Origin of the sequence: Winogradskyella sp., assembly GCF_965228925.1 — a bacterium.
Lineage (GTDB): Bacteria > Bacteroidota > Bacteroidia > Flavobacteriales > Flavobacteriaceae > Winogradskyella.
The window spans coordinates 1,614,341-1,626,940 of sequence record NZ_OZ245845.1 but is presented as its reverse complement, the minus strand read 5'-3'; the positions used below and the strand labels follow the sequence as shown (position 1 = coordinate 1,626,940).

At 36.8% G+C, this 12,600-nt stretch carries 11 protein-coding genes; 9 read left to right on the top strand and 2 right to left on the bottom strand.

The window, feature by feature from the left end; all coding sequences use genetic code 11:
• Window positions 1–66 precede the first annotated feature (66 nt).
• The 8 genes from ACO052_RS06675 to ACO052_RS06640 all read left to right on the top strand — a co-directional run bounded on the left by ACO052_RS06675 (window position 67) and on the right by ACO052_RS06640 (window position 9,919).
• Entirely contained in the window at window positions 67–1,371 is a 1,305-nt protein-coding gene (locus tag ACO052_RS06675) for an NAD(P)/FAD-dependent oxidoreductase (RefSeq protein WP_422107228.1), read from the top strand.
• A gap of 92 nt (window positions 1,372–1,463) precedes the next feature.
• Entirely contained in the window at window positions 1,464–3,053 is a 1,590-nt protein-coding gene (locus ACO052_RS06670) for a 4Fe-4S binding protein (RefSeq protein WP_422107227.1), read from the top strand.
• Window positions 3,054–3,105: 52 nt separating this feature from the next.
• Entirely contained in the window at window positions 3,106–4,890 is a 1,785-nt protein-coding gene (locus ACO052_RS06665; RefSeq protein WP_422107226.1) for a tetratricopeptide repeat protein, read from the top strand.
• A gap of 100 nt (window positions 4,891–4,990) precedes the next feature.
• A complete protein-coding gene (locus tag ACO052_RS06660; protein WP_422107225.1) occupies window positions 4,991–5,746 on the top strand; it encodes a sterol desaturase family protein in 756 nt (251 codons plus the stop codon).
• Window position 5,747: 1 nt separating this feature from the next.
• On the top strand, window positions 5,748–6,680 hold the full coding sequence (locus ACO052_RS06655) for a homocysteine S-methyltransferase family protein (RefSeq protein ID WP_422107224.1): 933 nt from the start codon (window positions 5,748–5,750) through the stop codon (window positions 6,678–6,680).
• Window positions 6,681–6,804: 124 nt separating this feature from the next.
• Window positions 6,805–7,740, top strand: a complete 936-nt coding sequence (locus tag ACO052_RS06650; protein ID WP_422107223.1) for a toxin-antitoxin system YwqK family antitoxin — start codon at window positions 6,805–6,807, stop codon at window positions 7,738–7,740.
• The gene (locus ACO052_RS06645) at window positions 7,740–8,429 is read left to right on the top strand and encodes a glycosyltransferase family 2 protein (protein ID WP_422107222.1); all 690 of its coding nucleotides are present in this window, start codon (window positions 7,740–7,742) and stop codon (window positions 8,427–8,429) included. Before ACO052_RS06650 ends, ACO052_RS06645 begins: the two co-directional genes overlap by 1 nt.
• Before the next feature lie 56 nt (window positions 8,430–8,485).
• Window positions 8,486–9,919, top strand: coding sequence for a cellulose synthase family protein (locus ACO052_RS06640; RefSeq protein ID WP_422108051.1), 1,434 nt, complete (start codon window positions 8,486–8,488; stop codon window positions 9,917–9,919).
• 3 nt (window positions 9,920–9,922) lie between these two features.
• On the opposite strand, the gene ACO052_RS06635 is transcribed toward ACO052_RS06640, so the two are convergent.
• Entirely contained in the window at window positions 9,923–10,351 is a 429-nt protein-coding gene (locus ACO052_RS06635) for an SRPBCC family protein (protein ID WP_422107221.1), read from the bottom strand.
• A 260-nt stretch (window positions 10,352–10,611) separates the two neighbouring features.
• On the opposite strand from ACO052_RS06635, the gene ACO052_RS06630 reads away from it, so the two are divergent.
• The gene (locus ACO052_RS06630; protein ID WP_422107220.1) at window positions 10,612–12,111 is read left to right on the top strand and encodes a mannosyltransferase; all 1,500 of its coding nucleotides are present in this window, start codon (window positions 10,612–10,614) and stop codon (window positions 12,109–12,111) included.
• Here the strand turns inward: ACO052_RS06630 and ACO052_RS06625 are convergent.
• The gene (locus ACO052_RS06625) at window positions 12,108–12,404 is read right to left on the bottom strand and encodes a hypothetical protein (protein WP_422107219.1); all 297 of its coding nucleotides are present in this window, start codon (window positions 12,402–12,404) and stop codon (window positions 12,108–12,110) included. The genes ACO052_RS06630 and ACO052_RS06625 overlap by 4 nt on opposite strands.
• Between the last annotated feature and the right edge of the window lie 196 nt (window positions 12,405–12,600).

The window sequence follows — 12,600 nt, the reverse complement described above, 5'->3', positions numbered from 1 at the left end:
TTACCTTTAAGTGCGACAGACCAATCACTAACAATCAAAAGTTACCCGGCTTCTCGGGCAAAAATTATGGAACACATTGTTATTATCGGTAATGGTATTTCTGGAGTTACCTTAGCTAGGCATATTAGAAAACTTTCAGATAAAAAAATCACTATTATTTCTGCTGAAACCGAATACTTTTTCTCCCGCACTGCATTGATGTATGTCTATATGGGTCATATGAAATTTGAGCATACCCAACCTTACGAAAATTGGTTTTGGGAAAAGAATCGAATAGACCTTAAGACAGGTTATGTAGAAAAGGTAGACACCAATTCTAAAGCACTTCATTTTACAAATGGCGAAACTATGACTTACGATAAGTTGGTTATCGCTACGGGAAGTAAGCCTAATAAATTTGGATGGCCAGGGCAAAACTTGGATGGCGTTATGGGAATGTACCATAAACAAGACTTAGAAAACCTTGAAAAATATGCACCAAACAAAGAAGTGTGCCAACGCGCCGTTATTGTTGGTGGTGGTTTAATCGGTATAGAACTTGCCGAAATGCTGAACAGCAGAAGTATTCCCGTTACCTTTTTAGTACGCGAATCTAGCTTTTGGAATGGCGTATTGCCAGAAGGCGAAAGTGCCATGATTAATAGACACATTAGAAATCACCATATTGATTTGCGCCTTTCAACCAACTTAAGGGAAATCAAATCCGATGAAAACGGAAAAGTAAAATCGGTAATAATTGAGGAAACTGGGGAAGAAATCCCATGTCAAGTTGTGGGATTAACAGCTGGTGTTTCACCTAACATCGATTTTCTAAAGGATTCCGAAATAGAAACTGGTCGTGGTGTAAAAGTGAACCGCTATCTCGAAACTAATATTCCAGATGTTTATGCCATTGGGGATTGTGCCGAACAGCATGAAGCTATCGGCAATCGAAGACCCATAGAGGCGGTTTGGTACACAGGTCGAATGATGGGTGAAGCTTTAGCGCAGACCATTTGTGGTAATCGTATACCCTACAATCCGGGACATTGGTTTAATTCAGCAAAATTTATGGACATTGAATATCAAACTTATGGTTGGGTATTTAGTGAACGCATTAAAAAAGACAGTGAAGCACACTTTCATTGGAAACACAGTGATGATACGAAGTGCATTACCGTAGCCTTTGATAAAAACACGAATGAATTCTTGGGCATTAACACCTTTGGTATTCGAATGCGACATGAAACTTTTGACAGGTGGTTGACAGAAAAACGCGATATGGACTATGTGATGAACCATCTCTCGGAAGCTAATTTCGACCCTGAGTTCTATTCGCGATTTGAAAAAGACATTTTAACGGCCTACAACAACCAATTACAAACCGTATAGTTATATAAATTGATTAATTAAACAGGAAGCTGAAGCTCTCGAAGCTACCAATATTTGCACTTCGAGAACCTCAGTGCCCAAAACTAAAAGAAATGAGCAACAAATTAAATCATAGCATGTCATTAGCCAGACCAGATGCTCTAGACATTACCACAACACAAAAAATCGCCTTGGGCATAGGAATTATTGGACTATTCATATTGACTTTAGCACTTTTCAACACTAATTTTCCAAATGAAGGGTTATTCTTGACCTTAGCATTAGGTTTAATTGTTATTGGTACGGTCATCTACTCTAGGAATGCTTATTTAAATAAGCTAGAAGGTATTAAGAATGATGGTCAATGGTTTAAATCTATATCGTCGAGAGGCTTTTGGGGTTGGGCCGCAGGTATTATTTTAACCACATTTTATATTGTATTATACTTCTATCCACAATATTTAGGTCTTGGTAAGGATGGAGCTGAGAACACAGGTTTAATAAGTCTTTTCGATCCCTTAAGTCAATTATTAAGTGGCAGAAATGCCAGCCAATGGTTTGTATACGGCACCCTCTATACCATTGCTATTTTAGCCTTTGGCTATAAGTTTATGTTGAAATATAGACATAACCGTTATCAACAAATAAGAACGGTATCGGTCATGTTCTTTCAGTTAGGTTTTGCCTTTTTGATTCCTGAGTTCATGTATGTTATGAATAACGATTTACCCTATTATGACTTAAAAAGTATTTGGCCGCTTAACTACTACATTTTTGACGAATGGTCCGTTAAAGGGTTTTTATCTAATGGCAATATTGGCTTAGCTTTAGTCCTATTCGGAATTTTGTCCATCTTTGTCATTACACCTATCCTCACCTATAAATTTGGTAAACGTTGGTACTGTTCTTGGGTTTGCGGTTGCGGTGGTTTGGCAGAAACTGCAGGAGACTCTTTTAGGCACTTATCGTCCAAAAAACTATCAGCTTGGAAATTAGAACGTTGGTTGATTCACCTGGTGTTGGTATTTTCTGTAGTTATGACAACGGCAATGGTTTACACCTATTTGGGTTATAACAGCAACAATTTTTGGTTAACAAGAGGGCTATTTATCACTTTAGTCATCGCTTTTCTTACCATAGTCTTTGCGGGAGTTATGTACTTTAAACGACAGGAATTAGGTAAGGACGCTAAGTATGGCGCCATAGGATTCTTTACTGTTATTGCGCTTTTGCTCATTATGCATTTTACAGGTACTACCAATGAGTTGTTTTACATTAAAGCTGGCGACCTAAGATCGGCTTATGGCATCTACATTGGTTCTATTTTTTCTGGGGTTATTGGCACAGGGTTCTATCCGATTTTAGGAAGCAGAGCTTGGTGTCGTTTTGGTTGCCCTATGGCAGCGATTCTAGGATTCCAACAACGTTTATTTTCAAAATTCAGGATTACTACCAATGGTGGACAATGTATCTCGTGCGGTAACTGTTCTAACAGTTGTGAAATGGGAATTGACGTAAGACATTATGCCCAAAAAGGTGAAAACATTGTACGTTCAAGTTGTGTGGGTTGTGGTATTTGTGCCGCGGTTTGTCCTAGAGGCGTGTTAAAATTAGAGAATGATAGCATGAAAGGACGTATTAATCCAACAGAAGTTTTATTAGGGAATGATGTAGACCTCATGGAACTTGTAAATCAGAAGTAATTCATGATTATCATTTTTAATTATTAATTTAGACCTATTGAAGTCATGAGGTTTGGAAAATATTCAAAAAAACAAGAGCATTTCAATTGCTGTTTTACCTTTTCAGGTAAGTGGCGATGATATAAGAATTGAGAATTTATTTCTTGGTTTTACAGAAGATCTTATTACGAATTTTTCCAAATTCATCGGGCTTTCCGTAATTTCATCATACTCAACCCAACAGATAAAGGATACGGCTAATGAGTTCGAAATAGAACAATTGGGTGCAGACTATCTAATCTTTGGTAGCGTCCGTTATCACAATACAGCTCTTAGAATTTCTATACAACTTGTAAAAGCTGATGACAAAAGTGTCATTTATGCTAACCAGTATAATGAGACTTTAGATTCACTATTAGAGACACAAGATGATATTGTGCAACACATTGTGTCTCTTTTGCAAGAAAAAATAGACTACAATTTATTATCCTATTCCTATAAAAAGAACGCTGTAGATCTACATGCTTATGAAAACTATCTGTTAGGCATGAATATTTTGAAGCAAGGTACCGCTAAGAGTGATATTGAAGCAAGAGCATATTTTAATAAAGCTATTGAAATAGATTCCAACTTTTCGCTTGCTTACACCGGATTGTCATTGAGTTATTTCAATTTTTGGTCTTGTTTATTATGGGATAGATGGGAAATTAGTCAAAAAGGCGCTCACGAATTTGCTTTAAGGGCCATCGAAAGCGACCCCAACGATTACATTGCCCTAGGCGTTCTAGGAAGAACTTATGTGTATTTAGGAGAATTCGAAAAAGCCGAGCATTTCTTAAGGAAATCTTTACGTATGAATGCCAATGATGCTGGGCATTTGCTAAGGGTTGCCTTTTCGTTAATGTTCCTAGGATATGCCAACGAAGCTGTTGCGCTCTATGAAAAAGCCACTAAGCTCAACCCTCTACATACGGATCATTATTATGCTCATGGCGCCATTTATTATTTAGAAATTGGTGACTTCAAAAAAAGCATTGAGCTAAGTAAAAAAGTAGACTATGATGCGTGGACTGATTTTCCAGCTTTTATTGCTGCCTCATATTTGCAGCTTAAGGACTACGAAAATGTCCGAAGATGCTGGAAGATTTACTTAGAACAATTTAAAACTTTTGTCTATTCGGGCAAAAAACCGTTGGAGGAAGAGGCTCTTGATTGGCTTATAATTGTAAATCCTTATAAAGGAAAAAACTATTTATATCAAATGGTCGATTTTCTTCGCTCAGAAAAAAACCTACATAATGCGTCTAGTTCTAATATTGTTGCAACAAGTCCCGAAGCCTCATTTATCTTAAACGGTAATTTCTGGACGATTTCATATAAAGGTAGCGTGGCTAATGTTAAAGATGCCAAAGGATTTCATGACATCTATAAATTTTTGAATGAACCCAATAAAGAATTTCACTGTTTGGATTTAATGGGATCTGGCATTGATGAAAGCAATAATTCTGAATCTATAGACCAAAAAGCCAAGCTACAATATCATAATAGAATTAAAGAATTACAACAAGAGATTGAGGAAGCTGAAGCTATGAACAATACACATAGCATTACCGCTCTCAGAGAAGAATACGACTCCATTCTCGAGTACCTTTCTAATGCGATAGGTCTATCTGGCAAGGCCAGAAAAGTAGGCTCTACCATCGAAAAAGCGCGTTCTGCGGTCACATGGCGCATTCGAAGTTCAATAAAAAAAATCGATGCGCTTCACCCTGAATTAGGAAAACATTTATCAAAATCAATTAAGACAGGAACTTACTGTATGTACCAGCCTGAATATGACATCAATTGGTCGTTGTAAGTTTATTCCCTTTCAAATTTTTTCGTCAACTTACATTGTAAGTCTATAACTTACGTCATATAGGTAAACGCAAATTTCATTAATCAAAATTAAATTAATTATGCCGACACCTATCGAAATTTTATTAGACCCCATTTCACTAATTGCCTTAGCAATATATGCGCTATTAATTATCTGGGAGGCCTTATTCCCAGCTAAAGTATTACCAAAAGTCAAAAACTGGAAACTAAAAGGTTTAACCTCTTTCGCTGTTTTCTTTTTCTTGTCATCTTACCTACCACTTTTAACCGATCCCTTTTTATCTCAGTACCAACTCTTTGATCTCACCGGTTTAGGGAATATTGGCGGAGGTATTTTTGCCGTATTAGTGTACGAGTTTGGTGTATTTATCTGGCACCGTGCTTTACACAAATCTGATTTTCTATGGCGTGTATTTCATCAAATGCACCATAGTTCTGAACGAATGGATACCTATGGCGCTTTTTACTTTAGCCTTTTTGACATGATTGGATTTACATTCTTAGGAAGCATCTGTTTAGCGCTATTAATAGGTGTTACTCCTCAGGCTGTGACCATAATGCTGCTTACAACCATGTTTTTAGGCATTTTTCAACACACCAATATAAAAACACCGCAATGGTTGGGTTACATTATTCAAAGACCAGAGAGTCATACGGTACACCATGCAAAAGGTATCCATAAGCATAACTATTCTGATCTTCCCATATTCGACATCATTTTTGGATCCTTTAAAAATCCTAAAGGTTACGAACACGATACTGGTTTCTATGACGGGGCATCATCTAAGATTATCGAAATGTTAAGCTTTAAGGATATTAATAAGGCAAAATCATAAAATGACGGCATCTCTAAAACAGACCATAAATACAACCACCATCCTCACCGATGGTGGTTTAGAGACCGATCTTATCTATAACAAAAAGATCAACTTACCGCACTTTGCAGCATTTGTATTATTGGATAAACCTAGTTACACGACAACCTTAAAAAGCTATTATTACGACTATTTGGACATCGCCAAAAAAAACAAAATGGGATTTATTTTAGAGAGCCCAACTTGGCGAGCCAATAAAGATTGGGGTTATACGCTTGGCTATAATGAAAATGATCTTATTGAGGTCAATCAAAAAGCCATAAGCCTATTAGAAGGTATCAAGGCCAAGTATAATAATGATATAAAGACAATTTTAATAAGTGGACAAATTGGCCCTAGGCATGATACTTATGAGGTAAATAAAATAATGTCTGTTGAAACGGCGAAGACGTATCATTCATTACAAGTCGATGCCTTTAAAAAGGCTGGAGCAGATCTTACGACCGCACTGACTATGACTAATATTCCTGAAGCACTGGGAATAACTCAAGCTGCAATGACATCAAATATTCCTGTAGTCATCTCTTTTACCGTCGAAACCCATGGATCCTTACCGAGTGGCGAATCCTTGAGCAAAGCCATTAACAAAATTGATTCCGAGACTGACAGCTACCCTCTATATTACATGATCAATTGTGCCCATCCATCCCATTTCTTTAATCAAATACTTGTCGATTCTGAGTGGAAATATAGAATCCAGGGCATTCGTGCTAATGCGTCTTGCAAAAGTCATGCTGAACTCGACGAAGCTACTTCTTTAGATAGAAGAGACGTATTGGAGCTTGGCCGATGGTACTCTAAAATAAAACGTCACCTACCTAAACTATCGGTTTATGGAGGCTGTTGTGGAACCGAAACGGCGCACATAGCTTCTATTTGCAGTCATATTAAATAAAACTTATTGTTAGTTCTTAACGACAATAACGTCTAAGGCATTAATTATCGGACAAATTCCATTGCGCCAGTGCATAAAAAACTAAGCGCAAAATACTTTCAACAGTATTTATAAATCAAAATTAATGCGATTAATTATTGTTTTCCTTTTAGTATCGACCTTTGCTTTTGGACAAAAGCGCTACCAAAAAAATGCATCTGACCGCATGTCGCCTAAAGCTTCAGCGGTGGCGCAAAATGGCGGTTTGCATTCCGAAGGTTGGATCGAAAATAATCAGAAAATCGATTACTGGAAATTCTATCACAACAACGGACAGCTTTCTGAAGTAGGTAATTTTAAAAATGATAAAAGGGTTGGCTATTGGAAATTTTATAATGCCGATGGTCATCTTATAAAACAAGGGCGCTACACCGAAGGGTTAAAATCAGGTTACTGGAAAATCTACAAGAACAATACGCTTTCTGAGGAAGGTCATTACGACAATGACAAACGAACGGGCTATTGGAGATTCTATCATTCCAACAAACAATTAAAAGAAGAAGGGCTTTATAAAAATGGACAAAAAACGCATTATTGGAAAGCGTTTCACCCTAATGGCAAGCTCGCTAATAAAGGCCATTATAAATATGGGAAAGCGTCAAACTTTTGGCGATTTTATCATAGCAACGGTCAACTCGCCAAAGCAGGTCATTTTGTAAATGACAAAGAAAATGGATATTGGAAATTCTATCACAATAATGGTCAACTGGAAAAAGATGGCGCCTTCAAATTAGGAAAATCCACCAGCTATTGGCAATTTTACAGCGCAAATGGTAAAAGGACGTCCGAAGGTCATTTTGTTGATGGTAAAAAACAAAACTGGTGGTTGTTTTATGACGAAAATGAAAAAATCAATCATAAATGCCAGCTGAGCAATAATCGAAAAAATGGCTATTGCCTTAAATATAAAAATGAAAAACTATATTCTGCCATAAAATACGAAAATGGGAAACGCATTAAGGAATGGACGGACTTAAAGTCATTTAAGAAAGAAAATAATTTATCAGATTTAAAAAGTTAATGACGAAAATTAAAGTCATCATTCCTGCCTTTAACGAGGAGGATTCTATTGCTCTGGTTATAAATGATATTCCAGAATTAGTTGACGAAATCATTGTTGTAAGCAATAATTCAACCGACCAAACAGAGGATAGGGCACGGAAAGCTGGTGCTACGGTTTTAAAAGAACCAAGAAAGGGTTATGGCTATGCTTGCTTGAAGGGTATGGACCATATTGCCCAGCAAAAGGATAAACCAGATATTGTCGTATTCTTAGATGGAGATTATAGCGATTACCCTGAAGAATTGATCAAAATCGTACAGCCTATCATTGAAGAGCATGTTGACCTTGTCATTGGAGCACGTGTCAAAGAATTACGAGAAAATGGATCCATGACAGGGTCGCAAATTTTTGGCAACTGGTTGGCCACAGCTTTAATGAAGCTCTTTTTTAGGTCTACATTTACGGATCTAGGGCCCTTTAGAGCCATTAAGTACGACAAATTATTGGGTCTTAAAATGGAGGATAAGACTTATGGATGGACGGTAGAAATGCAGTTAAAAGCCCTTAAGCAAAAATTGAGTTACAGGGAAATTCCCGTAAACTATCGAAATAGAATAGGCGTCTCAAAAGTTTCAGGAACCATAAAAGGTGCTATATTTGCAGGCATAAAAATCCTGACATGGATATTTAAATACAGCTTTAAGTGATTTATTTACAGTATTTAGTCATTATTATTTATACCATAGCCATTGTGCTTATTTTCATGTATGCATTGGCGCAATTGAATTTGCTATATAATTACCTGTCTTCAAAGAAAATAAGAGATAAATGCGACACATTCGATTTAAACAATCCTGATGAAGTTCCCTTTGTTACCGTACAACTTCCTGTATTTAACGAAATGTACGTCATGGAACGTTTGTTGGATAATATCGCATTGTTAGATTATCCCAAAGACAAATTGGAAATTCAGGTTTTAGACGATTCCACTGACGAAACTGTACATACAACAAAGGCGCACATTGAAAAATTAGCCGCTACTGGCCTAGACATTAAGCACATTACCAGGACCAATCGTGCTGGTTTTAAAGCTGGTGCGCTAAAAGAAGGATTAAAAATTGCCACAGGTGAGTTTATCGCTATTTTCGATGCCGATTTCTTACCTCAACCCAATTGGTTAAAGCGCACCGTTCCCTATTTTAAAAATGAGGAAATCGGTGTTGTTCAAACGCGTTGGGGCCACATCAACAGAAACTATTCCTTATTGACCAGAATTCAAGCCTTTGCGTTGGACGCCCATTTTACATTAGAACAAGTCGGACGCAATAGCAAAGGGCACTTTATCAACTTTAATGGAACTGCTGGTGTATGGCGAAAAGAGTGTATTATTGATGCGGGTAATTGGGAAGGCGATACACTTACTGAAGACTTGGACTTAAGTTACAGAGCACAGCTTAAAAATTGGAAGTTTAAATATCTTGAAGACGTAGAAACACCTGCAGAATTACCGATAGTAATTAGTGCAGCACGATCACAGCAATTTCGGTGGAACAAAGGTGGGGCTGAAAACTTTAGAAAAATGCTTTGGCGCGTTGTTAAGTCAAAGAATATTTCTATTAAGACCAAGGTCCACGGGTTGCTTCATCTACTCAACAGCTCTATGTTTCTAAGCATTTTTGTTGTTGCCGTTTTAAGTATCCCCATGCTCTATATCAAGAACGAATACGCACATTTAAGAGATTATTTTTATGTGATGAGCTTCTTTATTATGAGCACTATTATTTTCTTTGTGTGCTATTGGTTTATGTACCGTAACATCTATGGTAGTGGCTACAGAAAGTTCTTTGGTTATATCGGCATGTTCTTTACCTTCTTTTCTATAGCTATGGGCTTTTCGTTGCATAATTCCATCGCCGTTATTGAAGGGCACGTCGGCAAAAAAAGTGAATTTGTAAGAACGCCAAAATTCAATATCCGAAAATTTAAGGACAACTGGAAGAACAACAAATACCTCAGAAAAAAGATGTCATCAAATGTCATTATCGAAGGCCTTCTGACGCTTTATTTTGCCTTTGGTTTATACAGTGCCTTTATCGTTGGTGACCAAGGTGGTGACTTTGGACTATTCCCATTCCACCTTATGCTTTGTATTGGCTTCGGCTATGTATTCTTTAAGTCCTTAAGGTCTAAAGTATAAGTATCATTCTCTATCCTTAAAGGGTACAATGATTCCTTTTTCCAAATAGTCTTTTAGTCCTTTTAGTAACATGGCCCAACAAAAGGATGAATGCTTAAAATTCGTATTGCTTTCTACCCAATCCTTATGAAAGAATTGAAGATAAATACCATTGTCTTTCTCCTCTAAATCAAAGCCAAAAGTGGTTGGATCCCAATCGGCATCAGATTTTGTCATTTTGTAGTGGATATGCTCTCCATGCTTAACACTTTTCACCTCGGCATACCAGTCGTAGTCATCCGTAAAATTAAAATTGTATTTCTCTCCCTCCTTCGGAATTCCTGTACATTTTAGAGGCCACCAATTCGCGAGGTGTTCAGGTTCGGATACCGCTCGATAAACACTAAACTTATCACTATGGATAAGAAGATTAAAATAAATGGAATGGCTCATAGATTAATCTATTACTTTTCTCAACAATTATACTTTCCTGTCACTTCGAGTGATTTTGTCGAGGAACGAGATAAAATCGTATCGAGAAGTCTTAATCTTGTTCTCGATACAAATTTCAAATTCATTTAATTCCTTTGAAATCCACTCGAACTGACAAGAATAAAGATATGATAATATTTATATAGTCGTTAGTTCATGAATTTTTTTCATTTGACCAATGCTAAATTTTCAAACTAAAAAATTCATGTACTTTTGAATTCATGCTCGGACTATCCAACATCTTTAAATACAAAAAATCAACCATAGCTTATATACTCATCAGTTGTATTCTATATCTATGGTTTGCTTATAGTTTAGAACGTACAGAAGCTTTAAAACTCATCCTTTTGTATGTGGCACTGTTTGTTTTTGCCTATCAAATCATTAAGACTTCGGGATTTTATACTTCGACTGCGCTCAGCACAGGCCCTAGAATTATGATCATTTCAGCTATTCTATTCCGATTATTGTTTCTATTTGCAATTCCCAATTTATCCCAAGATTTTTATCGCTTTATATGGGATGGCAGCATGATTCTTGAGGGATTTAACCCCTATCTCCACACACCCAATGCCTTTATCCTCAATGGTGAACTTCCTATTGCCCATGCGAGAGAATTATACAATGGCATGGGTGAACTAAGCGCCATGCATTTTACCAATTATCCCCCTTTAAATCAACTGTGCTTTGTACTTGGAAATCTATTTCCCGGTCAAAGTATATTAAGCTCAGTGATAGGCATGAGGCTCATTATCATTGCTGCAGATATGGGGACGCTATACTTCGGAAAAAAGCTCCTCGAGTGCCTAAAATTGCCTTCTCATAGAATTTTCTGGTATATTCTTAATCCTTTTATCATCATAGAATTTTCGGGAAATCTACACTTTGAAGGTGTCATGATTTTCTTTTTGGTTTGGTCTTTATACCTGTTGCATTCGGGACGATGGAAATGGGCTGCGGTTCTAATGGCGTGCTCTATATCTGTAAAGTTGATTCCACTCATGTTTCTACCCCTATTTTTTTGGTTTTTCAACAAACGGTCTGTCATTTCGAGCGCCACGTCTTCCAAAGTCTTGTACGGCGATCAGGAAGTCGAGAAATCTCATTACGATAATCAAGTTAATACTAGTCATTTAAACGAGTGGATTCCTGCTTTCGCAGGAATGACAAAATTGGTAGGATTTTATGTCATTGTAATCATGACTGTAATAATCCTTTTCCTCCCCTTTTTCTCCATGGAATTCTTCAACAACTACTCTAAAACCGTTGGGCTTTGGTTTGGAGATTTTGAGTTTAATGCCAGTATTTATTACATCGTCAGAGCAATTGGGTATGCTATTACGGGTTATAATGAAATAGCCATAATTACTAAAGTATTACCTATTATTTCTGCACTGATAATTTTAGGGTTTTCTTTTTTCAAACAGAACAATAGCATCCCCAAATTAACCGCTTCCATACTCATTGCTTTTAGCTGCTATCTGTTTTTAAGCACTACGGTTCATCCATGGTATATAGGCACTTTGGTACTGCTTTGTATATTCACCAATTACAGATATCCACTCGTTTGGAGTGTCGCTATCATTTTGAGCTACTTGGCTTATTTAGGGATAGGAACTTCCGATAAGTCTGAAAACTTATGGGTCATCGGATTAGAATACCTCGTTGTATTCTCAATATTTATTTGGGAAGTTGTATTAAAAAAACCCTTAAAGGTTTAGTCTTCTAAATCTACAGGAGGTTGCACCGTTTCAGGGTCGTTCCCCTCAATTTCCTCATAATCATCTTCATCGTAGTTCTCCATCGTTGCCGCCAACTTGGTACTTACTTTTACCAAGTATTTTGTGTCTTTGGTAGTGACTTCGACAGCATCAATAACCTCATTCTTGGCATTTCTAAAGGTAATGATATGATCATCATCATAGCCATCAGGATATTTATTTACTAGCATTGCTAAAATTTCTGGTGTCAGTTTTTTGAAATCTACAATAACACGTTTACGATTATCTTTCATTTTATATGTAGGTTGATTGATACTAATATACAAAGGAATTAATTAGTAATATTAATTCTATATTAATTTTAATCGCACTTTATTCACTTCTTCAAACTCACCGAAGATCGTACTTTACTCATTGAAGGCTCACGTTAACTCATGCTTATTTTATATCTTTAACCAAAGCATTTATCTTTGTGACAACAAACTCAAA

Bases quoted from the DNA above. Each gene is read 5' to 3' on its own strand.
- ACO052_RS06655 (WP_422107224.1), top strand. From the start codon at position 5,748: ATGACGGCATCTCTAAAACAGACCATAAATACAACCACCATCCTCACC.
- ACO052_RS06640 (WP_422108051.1), top strand. From the start codon at position 8,486: ATGTATGCATTGGCGCAATTGAATTTGCTATATAATTACCTGTCTTCA.
- ACO052_RS06645 (WP_422107222.1), top strand. From the start codon at position 7,740: ATGACGAAAATTAAAGTCATCATTCCTGCCTTTAACGAGGAGGATTCT.
- ACO052_RS06660 (WP_422107225.1), top strand. From the start codon at position 4,991: ATGCCGACACCTATCGAAATTTTATTAGACCCCATTTCACTAATTGCC.
- ACO052_RS06630 (WP_422107220.1), top strand. From the start codon at position 10,612: ATGCTCGGACTATCCAACATCTTTAAATACAAAAAATCAACCATAGCT.
- ACO052_RS06650 (WP_422107223.1), top strand. From the start codon at position 6,805: ATGCGATTAATTATTGTTTTCCTTTTAGTATCGACCTTTGCTTTTGGA.
- ACO052_RS06670 (WP_422107227.1), top strand. From the start codon at position 1,464: ATGAGCAACAAATTAAATCATAGCATGTCATTAGCCAGACCAGATGCT.
- ACO052_RS06635 (WP_422107221.1), bottom strand. From the start codon at position 10,351: ATGAGCCATTCCATTTATTTTAATCTTCTTATCCATAGTGATAAGTTT.
- ACO052_RS06625 (WP_422107219.1), bottom strand. From the start codon at position 12,404: ATGAAAGATAATCGTAAACGTGTTATTGTAGATTTCAAAAAACTGACA.
- ACO052_RS06675 (WP_422107228.1), top strand. From the start codon at position 67: ATGGAACACATTGTTATTATCGGTAATGGTATTTCTGGAGTTACCTTA.